The 26,553-nt window shown below is 41.2% G+C and carries 28 protein-coding genes; 20 read left to right on the forward strand and 8 right to left on the reverse strand.

Going from position 1 to position 26,553, the window contains the following annotated elements; all coding sequences use genetic code 11:
• Positions 1-2 precede the first annotated feature (2 nt).
• Together ACQKNS_RS09730 and ACQKNS_RS09735 are read left to right on the forward strand one after the other, a co-directional pair.
• Positions 3-869 (forward strand): RNA polymerase sigma-70 factor, encoded by an 867-nt coding sequence (locus ACQKNS_RS09730; protein ID WP_427642435.1) that lies wholly within the window; start codon positions 3-5, stop codon positions 867-869.
• Between the two features lie 109 nt (positions 870-978).
• A complete protein-coding gene (locus ACQKNS_RS09735; RefSeq protein ID WP_427642437.1) occupies positions 979-1,440 on the forward strand; it encodes a carboxymuconolactone decarboxylase family protein in 462 nt (153 codons plus the stop codon).
• 71 nt (positions 1,441-1,511) lie between these two features.
• Here the strand turns inward: ACQKNS_RS09735 and ACQKNS_RS09740 are convergent, their stop codons facing one another.
• The 3 genes from ACQKNS_RS09740 to ACQKNS_RS09750 all read right to left on the reverse strand — a co-directional run bounded on the left by ACQKNS_RS09740 (position 1,512) and on the right by ACQKNS_RS09750 (position 3,055).
• Positions 1,512-1,739 carry a hypothetical protein gene (locus tag ACQKNS_RS09740; protein ID WP_427642439.1) on the reverse strand — a complete coding sequence of 76 codons (228 nt, stop codon included), beginning with the start codon at positions 1,737-1,739 and terminating at the stop codon, positions 1,512-1,514.
• A complete protein-coding gene (locus ACQKNS_RS09745; RefSeq protein WP_427642441.1) occupies positions 1,739-2,059 on the reverse strand; it encodes a YbjQ family protein in 321 nt (106 codons plus the stop codon). Before ACQKNS_RS09745 ends, ACQKNS_RS09740 begins: the two co-directional genes overlap by 1 nt.
• Before the next feature lie 297 nt (positions 2,060-2,356).
• Positions 2,357-3,055, reverse strand: coding sequence for a response regulator transcription factor (locus ACQKNS_RS09750; protein ID WP_427642443.1), 699 nt, complete (start codon positions 3,053-3,055; stop codon positions 2,357-2,359).
• A gap of 423 nt (positions 3,056-3,478) precedes the next feature.
• Between ACQKNS_RS09750 and ACQKNS_RS09755 the strand changes: the two genes are divergently transcribed.
• The 6 genes from ACQKNS_RS09755 (at position 3,479) to ACQKNS_RS09780 (ending at position 9,903) form a co-directional block, all read left to right on the forward strand.
• Positions 3,479-3,712 (forward strand): hypothetical protein, encoded by a 234-nt coding sequence (locus tag ACQKNS_RS09755; RefSeq protein ID WP_427642445.1) that lies wholly within the window; start codon positions 3,479-3,481, stop codon positions 3,710-3,712.
• Positions 3,713-3,724: 12 nt separating this feature from the next.
• Positions 3,725-4,840, forward strand: a complete 1,116-nt coding sequence (locus ACQKNS_RS09760) for a GerAB/ArcD/ProY family transporter (protein ID WP_427642447.1) — start codon at positions 3,725-3,727, stop codon at positions 4,838-4,840.
• A gap of 272 nt (positions 4,841-5,112) precedes the next feature.
• Complete coding sequence (locus ACQKNS_RS09765) at positions 5,113-6,942, forward strand: LytS/YhcK type 5TM receptor domain-containing protein (protein ID WP_427642449.1); 1,830 nt, start codon at positions 5,113-5,115, stop codon at positions 6,940-6,942.
• Positions 6,914-7,660, forward strand: a complete 747-nt coding sequence (locus ACQKNS_RS09770; RefSeq protein WP_427642451.1) for a LytR/AlgR family response regulator transcription factor — start codon at positions 6,914-6,916, stop codon at positions 7,658-7,660. The genes ACQKNS_RS09765 and ACQKNS_RS09770 overlap by 29 nt, the downstream gene beginning before the upstream one ends.
• A 141-nt stretch (positions 7,661-7,801) precedes the next feature.
• Complete coding sequence (gene cstA, locus ACQKNS_RS09775; protein WP_427642453.1) at positions 7,802-9,595, forward strand: carbon starvation protein CstA; 1,794 nt, start codon at positions 7,802-7,804, stop codon at positions 9,593-9,595.
• Between the two features lie 152 nt (positions 9,596-9,747).
• Positions 9,748-9,903 (forward strand): DUF1540 domain-containing protein, encoded by a 156-nt coding sequence (locus tag ACQKNS_RS09780; RefSeq protein ID WP_065310844.1) that lies wholly within the window; start codon positions 9,748-9,750, stop codon positions 9,901-9,903.
• 212 nt (positions 9,904-10,115) lie between these two features.
• Here ACQKNS_RS09780 and ACQKNS_RS09785 read toward each other — a convergent pair whose 3' ends face one another.
• Both ACQKNS_RS09785 and ACQKNS_RS09790 read right to left on the reverse strand, forming a co-directional pair.
• Positions 10,116-10,766 carry an O-methyltransferase gene (locus tag ACQKNS_RS09785; protein WP_427642455.1) on the reverse strand — a complete coding sequence of 217 codons (651 nt, stop codon included), beginning with the start codon at positions 10,764-10,766 and terminating at the stop codon, positions 10,116-10,118.
• On the reverse strand, positions 10,753-11,088 hold the full coding sequence (locus ACQKNS_RS09790) for a hypothetical protein (RefSeq protein ID WP_427642457.1): 336 nt from the start codon (positions 11,086-11,088) through the stop codon (positions 10,753-10,755). The genes ACQKNS_RS09785 and ACQKNS_RS09790 overlap by 14 nt, the downstream gene beginning before the upstream one ends.
• 334 nt (positions 11,089-11,422) lie before the next feature.
• Here ACQKNS_RS09790 and ACQKNS_RS09795 point away from each other — a divergent pair, with 334 nt between their 5' ends.
• A complete protein-coding gene (locus tag ACQKNS_RS09795; protein ID WP_427642459.1) occupies positions 11,423-12,055 on the forward strand; it encodes an MFS transporter in 633 nt (210 codons plus the stop codon).
• Positions 12,056-12,100: 45 nt separating this feature from the next.
• Here ACQKNS_RS09795 and ACQKNS_RS09800 read toward each other — a convergent pair whose 3' ends face one another.
• Both ACQKNS_RS09800 and ACQKNS_RS09805 read right to left on the reverse strand, forming a co-directional pair.
• On the reverse strand, positions 12,101-12,544 hold the full coding sequence (locus tag ACQKNS_RS09800) for a MarR family winged helix-turn-helix transcriptional regulator (protein WP_427642461.1): 444 nt from the start codon (positions 12,542-12,544) through the stop codon (positions 12,101-12,103).
• Between the two features lie 133 nt (positions 12,545-12,677).
• Complete coding sequence (locus ACQKNS_RS09805) at positions 12,678-13,769, reverse strand: low temperature requirement protein A (protein WP_427642462.1); 1,092 nt, start codon at positions 13,767-13,769, stop codon at positions 12,678-12,680.
• A 225-nt stretch (positions 13,770-13,994) separates the two neighbouring features.
• Between ACQKNS_RS09805 and ACQKNS_RS09810 the strand changes: the two genes are divergently transcribed.
• Together ACQKNS_RS09810 and ycaC are read left to right on the forward strand one after the other, a co-directional pair.
• Positions 13,995-14,555 (forward strand): NADPH-dependent FMN reductase, encoded by a 561-nt coding sequence (locus tag ACQKNS_RS09810; protein WP_427642463.1) that lies wholly within the window; start codon positions 13,995-13,997, stop codon positions 14,553-14,555.
• Between the two features lie 177 nt (positions 14,556-14,732).
• A complete protein-coding gene (gene ycaC / locus ACQKNS_RS09815) occupies positions 14,733-15,371 on the forward strand; it encodes an isochorismate family cysteine hydrolase YcaC (protein WP_076372250.1) in 639 nt (212 codons plus the stop codon).
• A 469-nt stretch (positions 15,372-15,840) separates the two neighbouring features.
• Here ycaC and ACQKNS_RS09820 read toward each other — a convergent pair whose 3' ends face one another.
• Positions 15,841-15,981 carry a hypothetical protein gene (locus ACQKNS_RS09820; RefSeq protein WP_427642465.1) on the reverse strand — a complete coding sequence of 47 codons (141 nt, stop codon included), beginning with the start codon at positions 15,979-15,981 and terminating at the stop codon, positions 15,841-15,843.
• Positions 15,982-16,384: 403 nt separating this feature from the next.
• Between ACQKNS_RS09820 and ACQKNS_RS09825 the strand changes: the two genes are divergently transcribed.
• The 9 genes from ACQKNS_RS09825 (at position 16,385) to ACQKNS_RS09865 (ending at position 26,502) form a co-directional block, all read left to right on the forward strand.
• On the forward strand, positions 16,385-18,451 hold the full coding sequence (locus tag ACQKNS_RS09825; RefSeq protein WP_427642466.1) for a BglG family transcription antiterminator: 2,067 nt from the start codon (positions 16,385-16,387) through the stop codon (positions 18,449-18,451).
• Positions 18,448-18,714: a PTS sugar transporter subunit IIB gene (locus ACQKNS_RS09830; protein WP_063594735.1), complete on the forward strand. Its 267-nt coding sequence runs from the start codon at positions 18,448-18,450 to the stop codon at positions 18,712-18,714. Before ACQKNS_RS09825 ends, ACQKNS_RS09830 begins: the two co-directional genes overlap by 4 nt.
• Before the next feature lie 17 nt (positions 18,715-18,731).
• Positions 18,732-18,998, forward strand: coding sequence for a PTS sugar transporter subunit IIB (locus ACQKNS_RS09835; protein ID WP_427642469.1), 267 nt, complete (start codon positions 18,732-18,734; stop codon positions 18,996-18,998).
• Positions 18,999-19,029: 31 nt separating this feature from the next.
• Positions 19,030-20,298, forward strand: coding sequence for a PTS ascorbate transporter subunit IIC (locus tag ACQKNS_RS09840; RefSeq protein WP_076372259.1), 1,269 nt, complete (start codon positions 19,030-19,032; stop codon positions 20,296-20,298).
• 119 nt (positions 20,299-20,417) lie between these two features.
• Positions 20,418-21,263 carry an HAD family hydrolase gene (locus tag ACQKNS_RS09845; RefSeq protein ID WP_427642470.1) on the forward strand — a complete coding sequence of 282 codons (846 nt, stop codon included), beginning with the start codon at positions 20,418-20,420 and terminating at the stop codon, positions 21,261-21,263.
• Positions 21,264-21,804: 541 nt separating this feature from the next.
• Entirely contained in the window at positions 21,805-22,830 is a 1,026-nt protein-coding gene (locus tag ACQKNS_RS09850; RefSeq protein WP_427642472.1) for a LacI family DNA-binding transcriptional regulator, read from the forward strand.
• 245 nt (positions 22,831-23,075) lie between these two features.
• Entirely contained in the window at positions 23,076-23,843 is a 768-nt protein-coding gene (locus ACQKNS_RS09855) for an SDR family NAD(P)-dependent oxidoreductase (RefSeq protein WP_427642474.1), read from the forward strand.
• A 34-nt stretch (positions 23,844-23,877) separates the two neighbouring features.
• Positions 23,878-25,065 carry an iron-containing alcohol dehydrogenase gene (locus ACQKNS_RS09860; RefSeq protein WP_427642476.1) on the forward strand — a complete coding sequence of 396 codons (1,188 nt, stop codon included), beginning with the start codon at positions 23,878-23,880 and terminating at the stop codon, positions 25,063-25,065.
• Positions 25,066-25,068: 3 nt separating this feature from the next.
• Positions 25,069-26,502 (forward strand): aldehyde dehydrogenase family protein, encoded by a 1,434-nt coding sequence (locus tag ACQKNS_RS09865; protein WP_427644149.1) that lies wholly within the window; start codon positions 25,069-25,071, stop codon positions 26,500-26,502.
• The last annotated feature ends 51 nt before the right edge of the window (positions 26,503-26,553 follow it).

A 26,553-nucleotide genomic window follows, 5' to 3' on the forward strand; every position in this document is an offset into this window, starting at 1 on the left:
AAGTGGAGCTGGATACATTATATAAGACATATCAACCTTTTCTTTTTTCCATCGCATACAGGATGCTCGGATCGGTTACCGACGCAGAAGATATCGTTCAAGATTTATTCCTGCAGCTTAAGCTTGATACCGAACAGATTAAGGACATGAAAGCATATCTTGCGAAAATGACGACAAATCGCTGTCTGAACTTTTTAAATTCAGCCCGTAAGAGAAGAGAGGTTTACACAGGACCTTGGCTGCCTGAACCTCGGGTAAGCGAAGCAGGCCTGCCTTTAGATAAGGTGGTAACGGATGAAACGGTTGCATATGCCTTCCTCGTTTTGCTGGAACAGCTTTCACCTGTTGAAAGAGCGGTATTCGTGCTTAGGGAAGCATTCGCTTACAGCTATGGAGATATTGCCGAAATGCTGGAAAAGAATGAAGTGAACTGCAGAAAGATCTACAGCCGGGCAAAGAGGAAATTACAGAATGATCTGCCAGTCCATCCGGAGGATACGAAACATGTCGATCTATTGGCAAAAAAATTCATAAAAGCATCTACGACAGGAAATTTTGAGGAGTTTTTGGATATCCTTACAGAAGATGTTGTCCTTGTTACAGATGGCGGAGGAAAAGTGCTTTCTGCATTAAATCCGATTGTAAACAAACAGCGCGTATCCTCCTTTCTTAAAGGGATTTCTGCTAAAGGAAGTTTCGTAGGAGAACTTTTTCCGGTGATGGTCAATGGTCAGGAAGGAATTTTGCAAATGAAAGAAGGAAAGCCTGTCAAAGTCATCTGCTTTGAATGGGATTCAAAACAAAAAAATATCCGAAAAATCTTTATGGTCACCAATCCCGATAAATTACATCATATTCCTATTCCATAATAGGTCAGACTGAGGGCTCATAACGGGCTCTCTTTTTTGAATGTCACAAATCAACCCCCCTATTTTGTCTTATAAGTGGAACTAAAAAGATGTAATGGAGGAGATAGACATGGAACAACGCATTAACTACATGAAGACAAATCGGGAAGTGGTCAAATTAATGATGGGGTTGGAGGAATACAAGAAAACAACGGGAATCGATAGCCACTTAATCGAACTGATTAAAATTCGCGCATCTCAAATCAATGGCTGTGCGTACTGCTTGGATATGCATACAAAGGATGCCCGGGCAATGGGTGAAACGGAACAAAGAATCTACTGCTTGAGCGCTTGGCGTGAATCACCATTCTATTCTGAACCTGAAAGGGCAGCGCTGGAATTGACGGAAGCGGTCACGGCCATTTCTGCAAACGGTGTACCTGATGAACTGTATGAACGGGTCCGCCTTCATTTTGATGAAAAACAATATATCGATCTCGTTGCCATCATCATCACGATCAACGGCTGGAACAGATTGGCCATTTCAGCCCAAAACATCCCGGGGCACTATAAGCCTGTCATGCAAAAATGATTAACTTCTGTGAAACCATAAATATGTAAACGATAAAAAGCCACGTTTTATTAAATCGTGGCTTTTTATGATCATTTTTCTTTTTTATAAAAGCGTTCACCCGTATCAGGATTATAATATACCCTTGTTCTTTCACCAGACACAGGGTCTATATTTATTTCATCTGTCGATTGGAATCCATTAGGAACTTTTATGCCGTGATTCCGTTTAAACCGTTTATCATAGATAAAGTATCCAAGTAAAATGCATAAGATAACTATAACAATTTGTAATATATAGTACCCTATGATGAATTTCATTATATTGCCTCCACAATGACGGCAGTTCCATATGCAACGATTTCACTCATGTTTTTACCGATTTCCCCAGAATCATATCTCATCATGATAATCGCGTTTGCTCCCATTTGATTGGCATTTTTTATCATACGGTCCATAGCTTCTTTTCTTGAATCTTCAAGCATGGCCGTATATTGCTTGATTTCTCCGCCTACTAACGATTTTAACCCTGCCATGATATCGCCGCCGATCCCTCTGCTTCTTACAATTAAACCAAAGGCCGGTCCTTTTACTTCTATAATTTTGTACCCTTCAATTTTTTCTGTGGTAACTACCAACACATTAATCGCCTCCATCTTATTTACTTTATTGAAAGTAAGTCCACAATCTCATTTATATCTATATGCTGTGAAGCCCTATAACTTTTTTTTTAGTATTTCTCCATAAACAGAAGATAATGATTTCCTTTTTATCAAGCACAAAAATCATACCATTCCTTTAAATCTTAACATAATATAAGCTTCCCCTACTTATACAATAGGAAGTTCGCTTATGTAATACGCAGCATATTCCGTGTAAACATAAAAAATCCCATTTCGCTGAAAAGAAATGGGATAAAAGGGTTAGTTTTTGCTGCATCATAATTCCTCTATATGATCGGTTTTTATCTTCTTTACTTCATGAAGAATGTCACACAATTTATTTTCATAGTACAAGCAGATTAATTGTGATCTGGAGGTTATATCCAACTCTTCAAACAATTTATTTATATAATTACGAACTGTAGAAACACTTATATGCAGATTATCGGCTATTTCTTTATCTTTGAGACCTTGAGTTATATGCTTTATGATTCGCAATTCCATTGCATGTTGTTGTTGTTCCCTGGTGATTAAAGATAATGTATCTGTTTTTATTATTTCTTCGATTACTAGTTTCTCACTCTGCACATGCAACTCGTAGGAGAGTTGAATGGCCAGCATTTCAGAAATCATTTTGAAATTTTCACTATCATCCGTTGTGATTATCCCTACATAGCCTTGCAATTCCTTATTTTTAATTTCATGAATCGGGGAAGAGATAACAATAAAATCCTTCCCGGAGATTTGATTTTTAGTTTTTACAGTAGTATTTTGCAATGAACTTAAAATAAATGCATTATTTTCAACAGATTCTTTAATAATCAATTTACTTAAATCTTTTTCTTCAAAATTACTTTTTGAGTATAAAACATTCATTTCTTTATCAAAGATAAAAAAAATAGTTTCAAAATTGAATTTGAAATTCTTAATACTGTTCAATATCTTTTTACTGATATAAATGATTTGATTATTCATATTCATACCTCATACTTGTTCCTAAAATGAAATACCCTGTTTACTCTTCTCGTTTCAAGATAAACTATTTTTGGATGTGGCGGGTTCCAAAAATGACGACTGCTATTTCAGAAATGATACCGGGGGGATGAGGATGCGGCGTTTCCCGATAACGAAACTTTTCGGATTCCTCAAAGTTTGAAAGCCAGTTAGGGCAATTCTATTAAATATAAGAAGGGCATGTTTTGATTCATCTTTTTTCAAAACATGCCCTTTATTTCATGACAAATTATTTTATTTAAATGGATATATTTGCATCCAAGGTGAAACCATAACCGTAACATTCATCTTGCCTGCTATATGTTTAAATGGCCAAGTGAATGTGTGGGTTAAAGCAAAGAGGATAACCTGAATCCTTCAAAAAGAAATCGAGGAGTAAAATCAATGTGGGCAATGATTGGAACAGTGTTTACTGGAGCTGTTATTTCATATTTCGAATTACCTCAACTTATTAAAGAGAAATGCTGGAGGGAAGTCTCCGTTTATATTCTATTGCTTTTAGTTGGCATGACGTTATGTATTTTATTAATCAAGGATATGACCATTCCTAATCCCTTGGACTGGATAACCATATTTTTTGATCCATTCACATCTTTCATGGAACGGATTCTGTCTTAAGGGGGACTGTTCATGCTCGAGAAAGGAAAAATTAGCTCCGGGGAATTTCTTATATTGGTCATCATATTCACGATTGGGGGTTCGATACTTAATGTGCCTGCTCTACTTGTCACATTAGTGAAGCAGGATGCCTGGATTTCCTATTTCATAACGACACTCATCAGTTTGTGTTTGGTATTCTTATATAATAAATTAGCCTCCATTTATCCGTCTAAAACGTATGTCGAAGTTAATGAAAAAATATTGGGGAAATGGGTTGGGAAAATCTCGGCACTGCTCTTTCTTTTTTATATTTTATACCTTTTGTCTGCTTTATTGTATGAAATAGGGAGTTTTTCAACGACACAAATTTTGGTCGGAACTCCTATCGAAATGATTATGGTTCTTTTTTTATTGACAAGCATAATCGGTGTACGCTTAGGATTGGAAGTCATCAGCCGAACTGCATCCATCTTTTTCCCTTGGATCGTTTTTATGCTTATCATGTTATTTTTGCTTCTTATCCCTGAGATCAAATTAGAACATATACAACCTGTTTTCGAAGACGGCATGAAACCAATTATTAAGGGCTCCTATCATATTTTGGCGCTCCCTTATGTACAGCTCGTTTTCCTTTTGATGATCATGCCATTTGTAAAAGAAAAGGATGAAATGAAAAAAAACTTTTATCGCGGAACATTATTAGGGGGCATGGTTCTATTCTTGGTGATTATTTTCAGTATTCTCGTATTGGGTATTGATCTAACAGCACTGCAAAACTATCCTTCTTATAGATTAGGGAAGAGGTTGAATGTGGGTCATTTTTTGGAACGTATTGAAGTCATTGTAGCCTTCATTTGGATTCTTTCCGTGTATTTCAAGCTAACGATTTGTTATTATGGACTGTCCTTGGGGTTAGCTCAAGTACTGGGATTAAAAAATCACAAAATCCTTCACTTCCCATTAGCATTTATCATTCTTGCCTTCTCCATCATTACACATCCAAATACAGTACATAGTCATACCTTTACTTTCAAAGCATGGACGCCATTTTCCTTAAGCATTTGTTTTCTGCTCCCGGTGTTATTGTTATTGATAGGAATATTGAAAAAAAAGCGTTCCAATTCAAAGGCGGTCAAAGGGTGCTAAAAAAATTCAATCACTGCCTTGCTCTAATAGCATGCAGCTGAAAAACTTGATTCTACATGAGGATGTTGACACGTTCGACTCAGTGATTTAAAAAGCCTTGGTATTTATAGGATTTTTTTTTGAATGATCACCGGAATTGAACCAACCGCAGCATTCTCATGTTAAGGAGTATTTCCGTTAAATGGATGTCAGTCTTTTCGTTTCCATGTTCTTGGATTATCGGTGTTTATCGTAAAAACAAAATTCGACAAGGATTTCATGGCTGGTGTAAGATGAATGAAAAAGCCAGAAATGGGGTGAATGCTTTGGTTGATTTATTACCGTCACTGTTTGAAAAAGTGGGAATCATCGTAATTGCCGCATTCCTGCTTTCCTACATGAAACCGTTTCGGCAAATGATAGGCCATGAACATGATATGTCAAAGAAAATCATGTTTATCGCACTTTTTGGAACGTTCGGCATCATAAGTAACTATACAGGGATCGAAATCGGGAATCAGGCCATGCCGGAGTGGGATTGGCAGGGGAATTGGCATGCTGGGATTGCACCCGAAAACGCGATTGCCAACACAAGGATTATGGGCGTGGCTATCGGCGGTTTGCTGGGGGGACCATTTGTTGGATTGGGAGTAGGTTTGATTGCGGGGATTCACCGTTATTTCCTCGGGGGTTTTACGGCGGGAGCTTGTGCGATCGCTGCGATTTTGGCTGGGGTTTTATCGGGTTTTTTGGGGAAAAGGCGCCGAAAGCATGGAACGATCACCCCTTGGTTTGCGCTGCCCATTTGCATGGCATTGGAAGCGATCCAAATGGGCATCATCCTGGTGACGGCCAAACCATTTGAAAGGGCATGGGAGCTCGTACAAGTAATCGGCCTTCCCATGATCATCATCAATGGGTTCGGGACTTTACTGTTCATGCTCATCATTCAGTCGATCACGAGGGACGAGGCACGGACGCGGGCCGTACAAACGAATCTTGCGTTCCTGATTGCGGATCAGACTTTGCCCTTCTTCCGGCAAGGTCTGAATCAAACTTCATGCAAGAGAATAGCCGAAATCATCTTGGGGCTGACTGAAGCCGACGCCGTGGCCATTACCAATGAACATAGTGTACTTGCCCATGTGGGTGCTGCGTCCGATCACCATGTCCCAAAGGTGGGAATTGCGACAGGCTTAACGAAAAAAGCTCTTGAACAAGGGAAAATCATCGTGGCCAAAACAAAAAAGGATATTTATTGTTTTCATGGTCAATGCCCATTGGAAGCGGCCGTGGTCCTGCCGTTGCAGGTCCAGCAGAAAACGGTCGGGACGTTAAAGATGTATTTCGAGCATCCGGATAAATTAAGCCAAGTGGAACAAGAGTTAGCTGAAGGGTTGGCCAAACTATTTTCCACTCAATTGGAACTCGCAAAAGCAGAAATGCAAACGAAATTATTGAAGGATGCTGAAATCAAGGCCTTACAGGCACAGGTCCATCCTCATTTTTTATTCAATGCAATCAATACGATTTCCGTTCTATGCCGGACGGATGTCGAGAAGGCAAGAAATTTATTGCAGGAGCTTAGTGCTTTCTTTCGTTCTAATTTACAAGGTGCCCGACAAATACTCGTGCCGCTGGAAAAGGAATTAGAGCATGTTAACGCTTATTTATCACTGGAGCAGGCGCGTTTTCCCAATAAATATCATATCGACTATCGCATTGAGCCGAGGCTTAAGGAAGTTCTCATCCCTCCATTCACCCTACAGCCGCTAGTTGAGAATTCGGTACACCATGCATTTCCACCTGTGAAAGGCAAAGGTGAAATCATCATTCACGCTTACTTTAAAGACGATTCGATGCAAATAGTTGTGGAAGATAACGGAAAAGGGATTTCAAGCGGGAGAATAGATGAGTTGGGCCAGCATGCTGTAGAATCGACTAAGGGTACAGGAACGGCCCTTCATAATATCAGTGAACGGCTGGAAGGAATCTATAAAGGACAGGCCAGCCTCTCGATCGCAAGTGAACCGGGGCACGGAACACAAGTGAAAATATCCATACCACTCAACGAAAAAGGAGCATATGTCAACGATGATGAAAGCATTTATCGTAGAGGATGAACCACTGGCAAGAGATGAATTGAAATATCTATTGAAGAGAAGCAGGCAAGTTGAAGTCGTGGGTGAGGCCGAGGGAATAGAAGATGCCATGAGGGATATCTCCCTCCTTAAACCTGAACTTGTCTTTTTGGACATTGAGCTTGCAGAAGGCAATGGCTTGCATTTGGCTAAGCAATTGGCGGAACTTGACCATGCACCTTCGCTCATTTTTGCGACCGCTTATGATGAGTTTGCCCTCCAAGCTTTCGAGTTATATGCATTTGATTATCTATTAAAGCCATTTAATGAAAAAAGGATTCGTCAAACATTGGATAAGCTCATGAAGCAGCGGCAAGTCGGGAAAGACGAATCCGGGACAGCACCTCCCGCCAGCCGTACGGCGGTGGAACAGACAGGTAAATTGGCTGTATCGATAGATGATCGGATCGTTTTAATCGACCGGGATAATATTTTGTTCATAGGACTCGTGGAAGGAAAGACGATCATTAAAACCGAAGAAAATGAATATAAAATCGGTGAGCCGCTCATCGTGCTTGAAAGGAAGCTAGATAATCGCTCATTTTTACGGGTGCATCGCGGTTTCATCGTGAATGTCATCCATATATCTGAAATACAGCCTTGGTTCAACTCGACTTATAATCTCATTATGAGTGACGGATCAAACATTCCGGTAAGCCGCACATATGTGAAAGAGCTAAGGCAGCTTATCGGTTTTTAAAAATTTTCATAATTCTGCATTTTACCTTCTTCATATTGCAGTCCATCCCCCGATATCTGCATTATAACTTGAAAACCCATTGAAGCCGCTTTCATTGTGATATCATCATTTTACGATGTAAGAAATAAAGGGGGTTCAAATATGAATGCGGTTACAATTGTCATAGGCTCCATTTGTATATTAATGATTGCCTACCGTTTATACGGGACATTCATAGCACTCAAAGTATTAAAACTCGATGATTCGAAGCCGACTCCGGCCCATAAATTAGAAGATGGAAAAGATTATGTTCCAACAAATAAATGGGTGGCATTCGGCCACCATTTTGCAGCCATTGCAGCGGCCGGTCCTTTGGTGGGTCCGATCCTTGCTGCACAATTCGGCTATTTGCCAAGTTTACTATGGCTTTTAATCGGGGCTGTAATCGGGGGAGCCGTCCATGATGCCGTCGTGCTTTTCGCGTCGATGCGGAAAGACGGCAAATCCCTTTCGGAAGTTGCGAAAGAAGAACTTGGGCCTGTAGCAGGATTCTGTACAGGACTCGCGATGCTTTTTATCATTACGATCACGATGGCAGGACTTTCAATGGTCGTTCTGCATGCTTTGGAAAATAATCCATGGGGGACGTTTGCAGTCGGGATCACCATTCCCATCGCCATGGGAGTAGGGCTTTACCATAAAAAAACCGGCAATCTGAAAGGTGCGACCATCGTCGGGTTTGCGCTTATCATGGCCGCGATTTTACTCGGTCCGAACATTCAAGGAACGGCACTTGGTGACTTATTGACACTTGAGGCGAGCACACTTGCCATCATCTTGCCGATCTATGCTTTCTTCGCTGCCGCATTGCCTGTTTGGCTGCTGCTGGCACCTCGTGATTACTTGAGTACATTTATGAAAATCGGTGTTTTTGCCGCATTGATTATCGGTGTTTTCGTGGTGAATCCAGAAATCCAGTTTCCTGCGTTTACCGAATTCATCAATGGAGGTGGCCCGATTGTTGCCGGACCCGTTTGGCCATTCATTTCAATAACGATTGCCTGTGGCGCGATTTCAGGATTCCATGCATTTGTCGGATCGGGCACAACTCCAAAAATGTTAAACCGGTGGAGTGATATCAAATCCGTCGGTTTCGGAGCGATGCTTGTGGAATGTGTCGTTGCCATCATGGCATTGATTGCTGCGGTTTCGCTGCAGCCAGGCGATTATTTTGCGATTAACTCTTCACCTGAAGTATTTCAAACATTAGGTATGGAAACCGTACACCTTAACGAACTCAGTGAAGAAATCGGCATTAATCTGGAAGGAAGGACAGGCGGGGCAGTTACACTTGCTGTCGGCATGACCTATATTTTTACCGAAATCCCCTTCTTTGACAAACTGGCGTCGTTCTTCTTCCAATTCGTCATCATGTTCGAGGCGGTGTTCATATTAACCGCAATCGATTCAGGGACACGTGTTGCCCGTTACTTAATCCAGGATTTCTTCGGGGAATTCTATAAACCATTAAAAAGGGTCGACTGGCTGCCGGGTAACATCTTCGCCAGTGCGTTAGCCTGCTTTATCTGGGGATACCTGCTTTACTCTGGGGACATTAGTTCAATCTGGGCACTCTTCGGCGTATCCAACCAGCTCATGGCCTCGATTGGTCTCATCATCGGTGCGACCGTCGTATTGAAAATTGCAGACAAACGCTGGTATATGTGGACATGCCTCGTACCCCTTGCCTACTTATATGTAACGGTCAATGTAGCAGGGTACTGGATGGTCAGAAACGTATACCTGAACCCGGACTCTGCAGGATTCAGCATCTTGAACGGAATATTATCGATTACGATGTTAATACTGGGCTTGATCATTCTGGTTACCGCCTTCAAAAAATGGCGGGAGCTTTGGAAAATCCCTCAAGCAGAACTACTGAAAAGATCAGCATGAACATAAAAAATCCGGGCGGAAACTGCCCGGATTTTCGTTCGTTGCGAATGTTAAAAAAGGCCCTCAATTCCAATCAGAAACAAAAACCTGAAAAAGGAAAGTATCAATAACCCCAACTTTGTTAATGATAGCAAATGAGGAGGTGTGATAAGATGGCAAAAGATGTACTATGTGAAGTGAATAATTGTAAATATTGGGATTCTGGAAACAAATGTAGCGCTGATGCTATTTATGTTGTAAGTCATAAAGGGAATCAAGCATCAAATAGCAAAGAAACGGATTGCAAAACATTTGATCCAGAAATTTAAATCATCGGAGGGTAACCATCAACTGGTTACCCTTCTTTCTTTTTATTATTGATAATAAAAATCATTTTCATTCAAGAATATAGAAATTCATTTTATTTTTCTTCATGAAAAGGAAATTTGGCGATAAATATTGATCGACAAATTTGCAAGTTTGATCGATATCCACGTGGGGGCGGGCGTTAGTTCGCACATTACTCGTGAGATTGAGCGCTTTACTCGTAAATTCGAGCATTTACTTTTGAAATGGTCAGCCCATCTCCGATAGGAATGAGCATGGATTCCAATAGTGGATGATTGGCCACCGTTTCATTGAATGCCTTCATAAATGCAGTATAGCGTTTGGGTTCAGCATCCGGATCTGCGACACTGCCTCTCGCAAGTACGTTATCCATGACGATTAGAGCACCCGGTTCTGCCAGCTTAATGCAATATTGCAGGTAATTTTCATAATTGTCCTTGTCGGCATCTATAAAGAAAAAATCAAATTTCTTGTTATCATGAACGAGTTTTTCAAGGCTTTGCAGAGCTGCTCCTGTCATATATGATACTTGATCGCCAAAGCCGGCTTTGGATAGATTGCCATAAGCTAACTTTGCGTATTCCTCCATTAATTCAAGGGAGGTCAATTTTCCTTCGCTGCCGAATCCCCTGGCAAGGCAAATCCCGCTATAGCCCCCAAGAGCGCCTATTTCCAAAACATTTTTAGCTCCTGAAATGGATACAAGCAGGGTAAGGAGTTTCCCCGATGAGGGGGATACCGATATGGACGGCATTCCGTTTTCCTGTATGGACGTAATGACTTCTTCCAAAAGGGCATCTTTGGTATAAAACACTGAATCGATATAACTGTTAATTTGTTTCATTATTTTCCATTCCTTTCTCACCATTATTGGAAGGTTCCTTTTCATCAATTTTCTTATCGGCTGCTTCATTTTCTTGTATTTCAAATAATTGTATGAATTCGTTGATCAACATATCAATGGCTTTCAATTCACCGACCAAGATTTGATTGATGGATTGAAACTCTGGTTTATCCAACTGTTCCTTAATGGTTGAACGTTTAACATTCATCATTTCTAAAAAAGCGATGGCCCTCCCGCGGCGAAACGTTTTTGGGCCACGATGATGTGAACCATGGTCTTTTCCTTTGTGATGGCCATCCCTTTTAAGTTTTTCATTTCTCATATTAAAACCTCTTCCTTTGTATACATATGTATACATTTTTTCTTATGTTAAATGTATACATACATACGTATACAAAATGTCAAATGATAATCGAATGGAGAAATCAAAAAATCGTTTATAAAAAGTTTGTCTAAATTATGAAAGCGTTATTTAGAGAGGCAAAAAAGTACTTACATCGAAAGAATTTTTTTTATTATAGTAACAAATAGACCGGTTGGTATAGTGGGGGTGTGCTACGGAAATGGATACAAAATCGTTGATAATCGAGAATGCAACGATTCTTTTCCAGAAAAAAGGCTGTCATCATCAATGCCATTTGAGAAGCTAACTCTCGATGTTGAATTTAAAAGCATTCAAATATTCACTATTTGTGCTAGGTCTTGCGATGAACATGATTACATTCCTTAACATGTTATCGATGCTGGTTGTGTTACCAATGTATATGCAAATGGCGTTATTGGTTTCTGCATTCGCCACTGGGCTAATCATGCTGCCAGGCAGTCTATTGAACTGCGTTTTTGCCCCGATCATAGGCAGGCTGTTCGATAAATATGGACCGCGTGCCGTCATTACACCAGGAACGATTCTGGTTGTCATTGGCTACGGGCTATATGCAATGTATGGAACAGACACGGCACTCTGGATCATGGTTGTTACGCATATCGTGATGATGCTTGGCATTGGCATGGTACTCGCTTCCGTACAAACGAATACATTGAATGCATTGCCAAAACAATTCTATCCGGATGGCATCGCGATTACGCAAACATCACAGCAAGTATCAGGGGCAATTGGGATAGCGGTCATGGTTTCGCTATTTTCTGCAAAGCAAAACGGCTACTTGACTGATGTCGCAAATGATTTACCGGCAGCTGCTGCCTCAGGCTCATCTCTTGTATTTAAAATTAGTTTGATTTTCGCCATCGTGAATGTGGCGTTTTCATTGTTCATGAAAAAACCGAAGTAACAAAGATAAAAAAAACAGATCACCATTCTAGCAGGTGATCTGTTTTCATTTTTGAACTTTACTAAGTAAATCCAAAAGCTGTTGTTTTTCCGCCTCATTCAAGTTGGCAAACTGTGAGGCCTGAAAATGCTCTTGTTTTGGAACAACTTCATGAAAAAATTCTTTTCCTTCCTCAGTCAATGACAGGTATTTTGTTTTCCATTCCTGTTCCCGTTTAATCAACCCCAACTCTTCCATTTTCCTTAATAGTTGAGTGATATTGCCTTTTGTCACAAAAAGCTTGTTTGCCAGTTCTTGCTGAGACAATCGTTCATGGGAACCCACTTGAACCAAGATATCGAATTGGGCTGCCGATAGATTCCATTTCTTTAAATGTTGATTGGATTCCCTGATACTCTGGTTATAGATTCGTGTTATTCGGAACCATAACATTAAACCTAGCTGTTCCTCATTATTAGATGCGGAGGGATTCGTTGTGTTTTCTTTCATGAATGTCACCTCATTCTTTCTTCGTCAAAATCAGTTTATGAATAAACCAACATCGTGTCAAATGCAAAAAATTCCATCTTTGAATCAAAGAAACCAGCATTATCGTTTAATACTGGTTTCTTTAGTTCCTTTATTATGTAGTCGTTAGTTTAGCAAAGATGATAAAAAACAGCGTTAATTCGCCTATTATCACAATATTCGGGACCCCGACAAACAAATTAATAATAAAAAAGACAGCTAAAATCCCTAAAAATAATCCTAAATGATATATTTGCAACCGCTGGTGCTTATGTCTATATTGGTGGAAAACAAAAGTGGTCGACATGAAATAGAGCAATACGGAACCGAAAACAAAATAGAGGATGAATGAATAATGGACCTCATGTAAATACAATAATCTGATGGCTGCTGCAATCATGCTTATAGACATTAAAATAAACAGATGACCGTAAATGATGATCTGGCCGGAAGATTGTACAGATTTATCGACTTTTTTCTCCATGTTATCGAAATATTGCCACCACATAGCTATTATCAGGGCAAATGAAATGATGGAAAAGGCTATCGAATCCCAATTTCCTTGTTTAGGTTGAATGACCGCAAGAGTGCTCACCAGAGCTTCCCCAAAGAGAATGATGGTAAATAGACCAAAGCGCTCCAACAAGTGGGCCGTATGTGTAGGAACCTTTTTCAAGCAATTTCTTCCAATGATTGGAACAATGATATCGATCAGGATGCCCAAATACAGCACAGCATAGCGAAGCCAGGAATCAAAAAGGACGGAGAATAATGAAATGGCGATTCCAATCCAAAAATACCTTCCCAAAAAGAGTGCTGCCTTTTTTCGAACTCCCTCTTCTATCCGCTGTACAACAAGATATTGGATGGCAGTTACGGCTCTTAAGCCAATATAACCAATTAAAAAAGAAAGATAATAAGGATCAAAATCAACAGATAAGCTTGATGTCATGATTAGGACAAAAAACATTTGCAGTATCAAAAATAGCCGTTGATGAAATACATCCTTTCCAAACCGGTTAATAAATATGGTTTGCCCTACCCAAGCCCACCAGATAGGAATGAAAATCAACACGAACTTTAATAAATACTCTGGATGGATATATCCACCTTCAACATGCAGTAAAACATGAGTGGCGCCTGCTACGGCCGCCACAAATAATAAATCATAAAAGAGCTCTAACCATGTAACTTTCTTTTCATCCATTTCCGTACTCCTCCCAATCGCCTTATAGATTATAGTATGTTGTAAATATTCAGAAAATGGAAGAGGGACTTTGGTGATGCAATGTAAAGTTCATGGTCATTTTTGGAAGTTCTTTTTACCTAGCAATTATGTTTTGCCAAATTTAGTGATTAGGAATAACGTCACTTTTTGGTGATGGTATATTATGGTACTATAGGAGATGATTTCAAACAAGGAGGGAAGTAGATGACCAGAACCATCGGCCTTATTTGCGGCAGTTTACGGGAAAATTCTTATAATCGAATCATTGCTCAATCATTGACGGATATGGTTGATTCTTATCAATTTCGCTGGATCGAAATTAATGATCTTCCGTTGTTTAACGAAGACTTGGAGATAAGTGGCATTCCAGAAACGGTGACATCATTTAAATCCGCCATTCAGGACGTTGACGGTATCATTATCGTAAGCCCAGAGTACAATTCTGGAATACCGGGCGTATTAAAAAATGCATTGGACTGGGCATCAAGACCTCGGGAGTCCGCTGTACTTACCAAAAAACCAGTTGGCCTGATCGGAGCTACTCCTGGGGGAATGGGCACTGCATTTGCTCAAATGCAAATCAGGCAAATACTGGAGGCCATGCAAGTTCATGTTCTTCCATTTCAGAAAATGCTGATATCGCAAGTACATAAAAAGATTGATTCTGATCGGAAAGTGCTTACAGACGATCAAACAAAACGTTATCTGGAGCGTTATTTACAACAATTCATTCATTGGATCGATCACACTCCAGTTCTAGATTAATTAGCCGCAGTCAATGAATCTTATTATATATATGATTGACAGGATATAAGTTTATAAGTAAACTTATAAACAACAATCAGTTAAGTTATAAACTGATTGCGACCAACGAAGGGGTTGGGGGAACTTCCCTACATATGGACTTTCTTCGATAGCTTTAATAAAAGGAGGACTTTAAAAATGTCTGATCTCTATTCTCGTATTTCCAAAGATGATGCCGCCGTTCTACTAGTGGATCATCAAACCGGTCTTATTTCAGGGCTAGTGCGTGATTATGGCGTGGATGAATTCAAGAACAATGTCATGGCTCTTGCCAACACCGCAAAGTTTTTTGATTTGCCAGTCATTTTAACAACGAGCTTTGAAAATGGACCAAATGGACCGCTCATGCAAGAATTGGAGGAACTATTTCCTCACGCACCAAAAATAGCCCGGCCTGGACAAATTAATGCATGGGATAATGAAGATTTTGTTAAAGCAATCGAAGAAACCGGAAAAAAACAATTAATCATCGCGGGCGTGGTCACGGATGTCTGCGTTGCTTTCCCGGCACTTTCCGCTTTGAACGCTGGATATGAAGTATTCGCTGTCACGGATGCTTCTGGAACAGTCAGCAAACAGGTGGCTGATGCAGCTTTAGCGCGTATGGCCCATGGCGGTGTGCAGCTTATGAACTGGTTTAGCGTAGCGTGCGAATTACAACGCGATTGGCGCAACGATGTCGAAGGGTTTGGTGCTTTACTTTCCAGCCAGCTTCCTGGTTATCAAAATATAATCGGAAGCTACAGGGGAGCTCAGCGCGATTTCAGCAAGATATAAAGAAAGATTTTACTTGTGTCCTTATACAGAACAAAAAGGTTTCGGAATGTTCTCATTCCGAAACCTTTTTAATTTTTTGACCGGATTTGAAGCTTATTTCCGATAGTGAATCCTTCGTTTCAGCAGAAAATGAGGTTCCAGTTATAGAAATGGCCTCAGCTAATGCGTGCAAGTATAAAAGTCCGGGGAAGTATTATGGAAGTTCAGCTGTACCTAAAAAAAGGTGTTTCAGCATTTGCAGCTGCAAGTGTTGTTGGCTCTGTTCCAAATAACCAGTTGCATAAATGAGAAGTATGGGGACGGCTTGGTTTTGATCCCGTATTAATTGATCCAGATTACAACGGGCAGCGTGTTTATAATGAACATCAAGAAGGGCTGTTTGTTCAATTAAAACGCCCTTTTATGGAATAATCATTGTAAAAATCCACTTAAAGTTTAGCTGGGACACTTTATTGACAAAAGTCATGATTTATTTATTTTTATTTTTATTTTCTAATTCCTCGACTCTCCTTTCCATGTTTTTTATTTCTTTGATTGAGTGAAGGGCGAGCCCTAAAGCTATTCCGCCTAAAGTGAATGCTGGAAAAGCAAAAAAAGTAAACCATTCCATCTTTTAATAACCTCCCTAAAGGAACTGTGAAATTCTATAAAGATAAGGCACGTAAATTACAAGTAGGAAAACAAGTGTGAGTTATCAAATAAACAGGTCCGGTTGGCATATTTCTTAATGGTATGAAAAAAGTGGCGGACGTTTAATCTCAAAACTTTCACCACTTTTTTGTTTTCTTTTAAGGAGTGTATGCCATTTCATTTTAATCATGCATACCCCACTTTTAATTCACCCTCCAGGTTCCCGCTAGCTCCTTTTCTGTTAGGCTGAATCGTAATAAGGATTGTGCACAAATGTTTAAAGAGTATATTATTGTGCAGTACCTATGACAACATTCGGACTTAGAAACGCTACATTTTTAATAAGAAGTGAGATATCGTAGAAGCAGGGAGAGGGATTGAGAATGTTTTTAGATGAAAGAAGCGCCAATTTACTAAAACTATTACAGCATTCGCCCATTTCAAAAATGAAAGAACTTGAAGCCCAAACAGGTCTGACGAGAAGGCAAATCCAATATGGTCTAAGCAAAGCGAATGACTGGCTCCAATTTCATGGATATCAACCGATTCAATATAATCGTGAAATGGGCTACTCCTTTTCTGAAACGATCAGGGATGAAGAATTGAATGTAAAACTGACAAAACGCAATTATATATTTTCAGAGACAGATAGGGAAAAAGTCTTTTACCTCATGATGCTGTTAAGCCCAGAAGAATTGTCCGTCTATCATTTCCAGACGATCACCGGGCTCTCACGTAATACGGTGTTGAAGGATTTAAAAAGTCTTAAAGAGAAGAACAGGGACATATCGCTCAAGATCCAGTATTCCAAACAAGATGGCTATGTGGTGATTGGGGAAACCCGAGTAAAGAGATATATCATTGAACGTCTCGTGCATGATGTCCTGAACGGTCCCAATAGTGAATTGATCATGGAGTGCATATGGGGAAATCATGAAAAGCAAATCAGCTCGATCCGGTTACAGCTTGAAAGGATCGAACGTAATTTAGGCATCACCTTTACGGATGAACGGCTTCATGAACTGAGCTATTTATTTCTATGTACAGATCAGCTCATAGGAAAAGGGGAAGAGTTACAGGCAGACCAGAGCTGGGCGCCGTTTGTTGCGACGGAAGAATACAAAATGGTCGAGGAAATGACCAGTACGAATGCCTTTCAATCAGTATGGAGCGAAACGGAAAACCTATACGCAACCTTGCATTTACTGAGCATGAATCGAACGAAGGATATTTCGCCCCTTAAGGATGATGAAGCCATTCAACACCTTTTGCAGGAGATCGTGGCAGAATTCGAGAGGCTGGCATTTGTTCACTTGAAAGACAAAGAGCAACTATGCCAACAATTATACGTTCATTTTAAACCGGCATATCATCGCCTGCGGTATGGCCTCCCACAATTGAATCCGATGACGGGGCGGGTGCAGAAGGTCTATCCTGAATTGCATCATTTGACAAAAAAATCCCTGTGGGTGTTGGAAAAAGAGATTGGCTGTCCGGTATCAGAAGAGGAAATCGCATACTTCACAGTCTATTTTGGAGGATGGCTGCGCAGGCAAGGGACGACATTGGATGATCGAAAACGGGCAATTGTCGTATGCCCGAATGGCATTGGCATCAGCAATATCCTCATTTATACATTGAGGGAATTATTTCCGGATATATTGTTCCTGGACGTTCTGTCCGTTAGAAATGCGGCTGAATATCCACTGTCGTACGATCTTGTTTTTTCAACGGTGCATATGAGAACAAAAGCGGCATTATTCGTTGTACCGCCCATTTTGGAAATGCAGGACAAACATACATTGCGCCAGCAGGTCATGCAGGAATTGTATGGATATACGACGGAAAGTGTGGATGTTGCAGCTTTATTGAAGATCATTTCCAAGTATGCAACCATCCATGAACAGGATCAGCTTGAAAAGGCTTTGAAGTCGAATGTGTATACCCATACACCAAAAATAACCCAATTTTCTTTAAAGGAGGCAGAGAAGCCTGTGTTAGAAGAACTGCTCAATATGCAAACGATTCAATTACAGCCGCATGTTTCCGATTGGAAAGAAGGCATTCAAGTTGCGGCCAAGCCTCTCGTGGACTTAGGAACCGTAGAGGAACGTTATGTGGATGCCATGATCGAGGCCATAGAAACGAATGGACCATATGTAGTGATAACGCCTGGAGTGGCGATTCCGCATGCACGTCCGGAACAGGGGGTCAGGTCTTTATCCATGAGTTTGCTGAAATTGGATGAAGCCGTGGACTTTGGACCGGATAAACCAGTTCGCCTGATTATCATTTTGGCGGCAGTGGATAACGATTCACATTTGCGGGCATTGATCCAGCTCACACAATTATTGAATGAACCAGCCAATATAGAAGAAATTTTAAGCACTTCAGATAAATCGGTCCTTATGGAGTACGTTCATAAATATTCGAAGGAGGAAGCGGAATGAAAATCATGGTAGTATGCGGGAACGGATTGGGAAGCAGCTTCATCATGGAGATGAATGTGAAGAAAGCGTTGACGGAAATGGGTAAGACAGCCGAGGTGGATCATACGGATCTTGCATCCGCAAAAACGGTTCAGGCGGATATTTTCCTAGGAGCGGCGGATATAGTCGGTCAGCTGGATGATGGAACCCGGACGATCGTCACATTGGAGAACATGATGAGCATCCCTGAAATCAAATCTAAATTGGACATGCATGTAGGATAAAAAAAGGAGAGATTGATATGAAGAAAATCATGGTAGTATGCGGGAACGGATTGGGAAGCAGCTTCATCATGGAGATGAATGTGAAGAAAGCGCTGACGGAAATGGGTAAGACAGCCGAGGTGGATCATACGGATCTTGCATCCGCAAAAACGGTTCAGGCGGATATCTTCCTGGGAGCGGCGGATATAGTCGGTCAGCTGGATGATGGAACCCGGACGATCGTCACACTGGAAAACATGATGAGCATTCCTGAAATCACAACGAAATTGGCTTCACATCTATAAGAAGTAAACATAAAGAAGAGGGGGAGAGGCAATGCTGGAACTTATCATGAATGACATCTTGGGTACACCTTCCATACTTGTGGGGCTGTTTGCCCTCATTGGACTGCTGTTACAGCGGAAATCCAGTGCGGATGTTGTATCTGGAACGCTAAAAACCGTAATGGGCTTCATTATCATTGGAGCGGGAGCGGCAGTGCTCATCGGCGCCCTTGATATATTCAGTAAAATGTTCGATCATGCATTCAATGTACAAGGCGTCATACCGAATAACGAAGCCATTGTCGCAGCCGCCCAAAGTGATTTTGGGACTTCGACTGCACTTATCATGGTTTTTGGTATGGTTGTCAATGTTTTGCTGGCTCGTTTCACGCCATTTAAATATATATTCTTAACGGGACACCATACTTTATTCATGGCTTGTTTACTTGCAGTCACGCTATCGGTCGGCGGGCTCAACGGATTTCCGCTTATCTTGGTCGGTTCCATTCTATTGGGAGTATGCATGGTGATGTTCCCAGCCCTCCTTCAGCCATACGTACGGAAAATTACCGGAAGCGATGATTTTGCCATCGGACATTTCGGGACAATCGGATATTTTGTATCCGCGACTGTTGGAAAATGGTTTGGAAACAAGGAAAAAACGACAGAGCAAATCAAGGTTCCCAAATCTTTAGGATTCCTGAGGGATACATCAGTCGCTGTATCGCTTACGATGACGATGTTCTTCGTGATTGTGGCATTGTTTGCCGGACAGAACTATATTGAAACGGAATTATCCGGCGGTTCGAACTTCATCGTATTCTCTTTCATCCAGGCGATAACATTTGCTGCAGGAGTGTACATCATCCTTGCGGGGGTACGGATGTTAATTGCTGAAATCGTCCCTGCATTCAAAGGGATTGCCGATAAAGTCGCGCCGAATACAAAACCTGCATTGGACTGTCCGACCATTTTTCCATTCGCTCCAAATGCAGTGATCATCGGGTTCCTATTCAGTTTCTTGGCTGGACTATTATCGATGTTCCTCCTTCCGGCACTTGGATTGAAAGTAATCGTTCCGGGGCTTGTACCGCATTTCTTCACCGGAGCTGCAGCAGGTGTATTCGGGAATGCCACAGGAGGCAGACGCGGAGCGATGCTTGGATCCTTTGCCAACGGACTCATCATTAGTTTCCTGCCGGCGATACTCCTGGTCTTCTTGGGGGATGTAGGGTTTGAAGGCACCACATTTGGCGATTCGGACTTCGGTGTGGTCGGTCTCTTGATCCTAAGCGTCATGAAACTTTTAGGATTATCCTAAACTGTTATACTGATAAGGTAAAGAAACAAAAATAAATGAATGAAACCAACAGCCTAAGATCTTTATTGATAATGGGCTGTTGGCATTTTCATATCTTTCGGATTTTTGAGGTGATTTGCATGACCAATAAAGCAATTGTGCTCGATTTGGATGGCACGACATTGAACGAAAGAAATACTGTGAATGAGACGCTGGAACAATACATAGGCGAACTCAGGGAAAGAGGTAAGCTGGTTTTCATTGCAACAGGAAGAACGCTGGAAGAAGTGAGGGATGTTTTACCGTCCGGCATGGAAGCCGATGGAATGGTGACCGCCAATGGAATGTCCGTATTCATAGGAAAGGAACAGATCGTCGAACACGCCCTGCCGATGGAACTTGTGGAGGAATTGGTCGCCAAAGCAGGAGCGGAAGAGATTTTTTACGAAGTTCATCCGAACGATGGAACACGGATGGCATTACTTAAAGATAAAGACTATATGGTTAAACAAGGCTTGGTGCCAAAGCCAGAGACAGTCGATGAAAATGAATGGCTATCAAGACAGGATGCAGTGGAAGACAAAATAAGATGGTCAGAACAACTGGATATAAGCAGCGTAGCCAAAATCTACTTTTTCAGCAATGAAATGAATACGATTCGAAAATGGAAAGCGGAGTTGGGGAAAATCAAGCAGTACAATGCCTTTACCACAGCTTCCTCCACCCATCATAATGTAGAAGTGACCGTGGAAGGCATCACGAAAGCAACAGGCGTTCAACTGCTGCTGAAGCATTTCCAGCTAGCACCGGAAAATATCCTGGCAGTAGGCGATGGCGAAAATGACCTCCCGCTATTTAAACTCGCCGGACATTGTGCTGCCATGAAAAACGCCACGGACCTGGTCAAAGAACAAGCCGATGAAGTGACGGAGCATTCATATAGAGAAGATGGACTGTATCGCTTTTTAAAGGGAATATTTCACTAAAAATACCTGGAAGGCAATGAAGATCCAATCTTTAGTGATGGGAATCCTGATTACCACAAATTTTAATCCCTCTATTTTAAAACAGAAAAAAGTCTGTCAAAAAAAAGTTCCATCTAAATTCAAAGCAAAGTTAATTGGAACGGAAGGTGCGAGACTCCTGCGGGAAAAGCGAGTCAAAGGAAGACCACAGGCGCAAAGACGCCGAGGAGGCTTCCGGACCGCCCGCGGAAAGCGAGTGCCTGTAGTAACGATTTTTGCAAACTCAATTATCTATCGAGCTTATCTCCAGTCTGGAGCCCATCTATAAAGATCGGCTCTTTTTCCTATAGGATAAGGTAAGCAGCAACCGCTGTTTCATTCACTTTATTTTGCGAACGTGCAACCTCAATTAATCCAAAACCCAAAACAGTTCCATAACTGGAAGTAAAATTTTAAATATTATGATATATTAAAGGGAAATCATAATGTTTATATTGATATAAATACGTTATTTTAGTTTCCTAGGATAACAATTTCTTGACGTAGAAAGGATTAATGAAGCATGAAGAGAGTGACGACAGAAGATGTGGCAAAAATAGCGGGTGTTTCGCAATCAACAGTTTCCAGGGTTTTAAATGATTATCCTTATATTAAGAAAAATACGCGTGACAAGGTTCTTGCTGTAATCGATGAACTGGGATTTACAAGGGATGAAATTGCCAGAAGCCTCGTTGAAAAAAGAACCAAATCAATAGGTTTAATATTAGGGAGCATTTCAAATCCATTCTTTGCCGAAACGGCGGAAGTCATCATAGAAAGGGCACAAGAATTAAAATATGATGTCATCGTTTACAACACTGGGCATAAAGATGAAAACTTGGAACAAGCCATTAATTTGCTGATTGGCAAAAGGGTAGAGGGAATCATCCTTACAAGCGTTAGTAAAAATTATACTGATAAAATCAAGAAGCTACATGATAATGGATTTCCCGTATTATTATATAATAGTTTCCTCGATATCAAGGACGTTAACTTTATCGTAATGGACAATAATAAAGGTGCCAGGCTCGCTGTCCAGCATTTAATAAAATTAGGACATAAAAAAATAGCGAAAATATCCGGCCCATCCAAATACTTGGCGACTTATGAGCGGACGGTGGGTTATAAAGAAGAGCTGATGGAGAACGGATATGAAATCGATGAAGGGTTGATCTTCAATAGCGAATTTTCCTATGACAAGATTTATTCATTTACAAAAAAACTTCTGAAGAAGAAGGACAGGCCGACTGCTATCATTGCCGCATCCGATCAGATGGCTCTCGCAGTCCTAGATGCAGCTTCAAGCCTGAATTTGAAAATCCCTGCTGATTTATCCGTTGTTGGGTTTGATAATATAAGATTGTCCGCTAATGAATTTATAGGACTGACCACAGTATCCCAACAAATGGATCAAATGTCTTTAACAGCATTGGAAAAATTAATCTATCTCATAGAAAATAAAGAAGCGACATCTTCATCGATACAAATTTTCCTTAAGCCTGAACTGATGGTCCGTAAAACAACAGGGCCAGCCCCCAACCAGGAATAAGGGTAAAGGCCGATTTTGGATTGGACCTTAAGTGTTTTAACACTCCTTTAAAAGAAATCGGTCATTTTTAAAATTTTTAGACTTATTATCATTTTTACTATTTACAAAAGTCAGAAAGTTGTTTATATTTTAACTTGTAATCGCCAACAAGTATTTTGTTTCATTTTGAATACGTATTCAAAATGAAAATGCAAAATGCCTGAATGTAAAAAAATCGCCTCGTTGAGGTAAAGATAGGTGATAGATTGGATATAAATCATTTATTTAATTTAAGCGGTAAAGTGGCCATCATAACAGGTGCAAGTAAAGGAATCGGTAAAGACTTAGCCCATTTGCTTGCGCAGGCTGGGGCCGATATAGCGATAGTTGCCCGCAATAAAGAGCAACTCGAAGAAGCGGCACATGAAATTGGGCAAACCGGTGCAAATGTTTTACCTGTTTCATTTGACTTAACAAAGGTTGATGAAACGGCGGAAGTGATGGAAGGCATATACAAACACTTCGGTAAGATTGATATTTTAGTAAATAACGCAGGCATAAACGTGGCAAAGCCAGCTGAAGTGTTGACATCGCAAGATTGGGATACAGTACTGGACATTAATTTAAAAAGTGTATTTTTTACGAGCCAAGCTGCAGGAAAGTATATGATCAACCAAAGAAAAGGCAAGATCATAAATATGTCTTCGCAAATGGCATTCGTCGGCTATTACAAACGGGCTGCATACTCCTCCAGCAAAGGAGGCATTACACAGCTGACGAAAGCGCTTGCGATAGAGTGGGCTCCGCATCAAGTCAATGTCAATGCCATTGCTCCAACCTTCATTGAAACACCGATGACCAAACCGATGTTTGAAGATGAAACATTCAAAGAGGAAGTATTGAGCAGGATTCCGCTTGGCAGGCTTGCCAAAACGGAGGATTTATTTGGCGGCGTGGTATATTTGGCATCGGATTGTTCAGATATGATGACTGGACAAACATTGGTGGTTGATGGCGGTTGGACTGTCTGGTGAGTTTTTTGAATACGTATTCAAAGGAGGGTGAATAATGTCAGCTGCTCAAAATGTAATCCATGATTTTCGAATGCCGACAGTTTTCCGGGTTGGTGTTGGAGCATTTACGACGTTAGTAAAGGAAATCGAATCGCTGGGAGCAAAGAAGGCAGCGATTGTAAGTGATAAAGGTCTTGAAAAAGTGGGCGTCGTTCAAAAAGTGTTGGATCACATGATGCCCCTTTCCATACCAACCATCACATATACGGAGATTTCGGGAGAGCCGACGTTTCAGCTATTGAAGGATGCCGTACAAACGCTAGATGCCGAAAAGTGTGATTTAATCATCGGAATCGGCGGGGGAAGTGCGTTGGATGTAGCGAAAGCAACAGCAGCTCTATGCGGGAAAGGCGATATAACAACATATATAAACGGCGAAAAAGTGGTTGAATCGAGAACGGTCAAATGCATTCTTTTGCCGACGACTTCAGGAACGGGTTCGGAAATGACGATGAATGCCATTTTCGGTGATGAAGAGCAGCAAGTAAAAAGGGGGATCGTAAGCCCGGAATTCCTTCCGGATGTAGCGATCATCGATCCGGAATTGACCATTTCCTGCCCGGCACGAGTTACTGCGGCATCAGGGGTGGACGCCTTTACACATGCTATCGAATCGTATATTGCCATTAAGGCTACGCCGCTTACGAAAGTTTATTCAGAGAAAGCGATGAAACTATTTCCTGAGAACATTACGAGAGCTGTCCATAACGGAAATGATTTGGAATCCCGAACCGGAATGAGCTGGGTAAGCTCGTTAGCGGGTGTGGCCCTGGCAAATGCAGGGGTTGGAGCGGTTCATGCACTGGCATATCCGCTAGGCGGTAAATATCATATTGAGCATGGAGTCGCAAATGCCCTTTTAATGCCATTTGTTTTCGAAGTGATTGGGAAAACATGCACGGAAGAAATGATGGATGTAGCATCCTTTTTACAGCTCGGTGATTTCAAGACACAACCAAGCGAAGCGTTAAAGGCAGTTGTTGATTATATGTATCAGCTTCTGGAAGATCTTGATTTACCTACATCGCTATCAGAACTTGGGATTGAAGAGGACTCATTACCGATGCTGGCGGAACAGGCTGCAAAAATTGATCGCTTGCTATCGAATACTCCTTATAAGCTAAATGAACAAAAGATTCTCGGAATCTACCAAAGCGCCTTTAAAGGAAGGGTGGGAAACTAATTGATCACGACCAATTCCGATAAAAAGAGATTATACATTGGCGGGGAGTGGCTGGAAGGAAATGATCATTACGACCTTCTATCACCTTATTCGGGAAAATTGATTGCGCAAGTGCCCTTGGCAGAAAAGGAAACCGTTCTAAAAGCGATAGAATGTGCTGAACAAGGTGCAAAAAAAATGAAAAAGTTAACGGCCCTTGAGCGCTCAAATATATTAGAACGGGCAGCAGGAATTTTTAAGGAAAGACTTGAGGAGTGTGCACGAATACTCGCTAAAGAAAATGCTAAGCCCTTGAAAGCGGCAAGAGGGGAAATTTTACGCACGATTGAAACATACAAGTTTGCAGCAGAAGAGGCAAAACGGATCCATGGTGAAACGATCCCGATGGATGCCGCTAAAAATGGCAAAGGCCGTTTTGCTTATACAAAGCGTGAGCCGCTTGGCGTTATTGCCGCCATTACACCTTTTAACTTTCCATTTAATTTAGCGGCACATAAACTTGGACCTGCGTTTGCCGCTGGCAACTCAGTCATTTTAAAGCCAGCTTCACAGACACCGCTTAGTGCATTGGCTGCAGCTGAAATATTTGAAGAAGCAGGTTTACCTAAAGGCGCACTGAATGTTGTCACAGGTAAAGGAAGCGTCGTCGGCGATCTATTGGTCACTGATCCGAGAGTTAAAATGGTTACATTTACAGGAAGTGTCGAAGTCGGGTTGGGTATCAAAGAAAAAGCGGGTTTGAAAAAGGTGACATTGGAGCTTGGTTCAAATTCAGCTGTCATTATTGACAGTGCTGATGACTTGGATGCCGTTGCACTGCGCTGTACAGAAGGTTCCTTTGCCTTTTCAGGTCAGGTTTGCATCTCTGTCCAACGAATTTATGTACAGGAAGCTTTATATGAGGCATTTTTGCAAAAGTTTATAGAAAAGACGAAGCAGCTTAAATTTGGAGATCCGGAATCAGAAGATACAGACCTTTCCGCGTTGATCACCATAAATGAAGCAAAACGAGTGGAAGGGTGGATCGAATCGGCTAGAAAGGCTGGAACGGAAATCGCATATGGCGGTCAAAGAACAGGTGCAGTCCTTCATCCTACCATTATCAAAAATGCAGGGCCAGCACAGGAGATAAGCTGCCAAGAAGCATTTGCCCCAATCGTTTCAGTGAATTCCTATGGAACATGGGATGAAGCGATCGACCTAGTGAATGATTCATTATACGGCCTTCAAGCAGGTGTATATACGACTTCGATGCCAAAAGCTTTCGATGCTGTTGAAAGGCTTGAAGTCGGAGGTGTCATCGTGAATGACATACCATCCTTCAGGGTTGACCAAATGCCATATGGCGGTGTGAAAAACAGCGGGACTGGCAGGGAAGGTGTTAAGTATTCAGTTGAGGAAATGACAGAATTAAAACTAGCCGTCTTTACTCTCTAATTAGATATGTCATGCAAATGGAGCAATGATAAAAATTAACGAACACGGAAG

Origin of the sequence: Peribacillus sp. NPDC094092 (assembly GCF_050279365.1) — a bacterium.
Taxonomy (GTDB): Bacteria; Bacillota; Bacilli; order Bacillales; family DSM-1321; genus Peribacillus.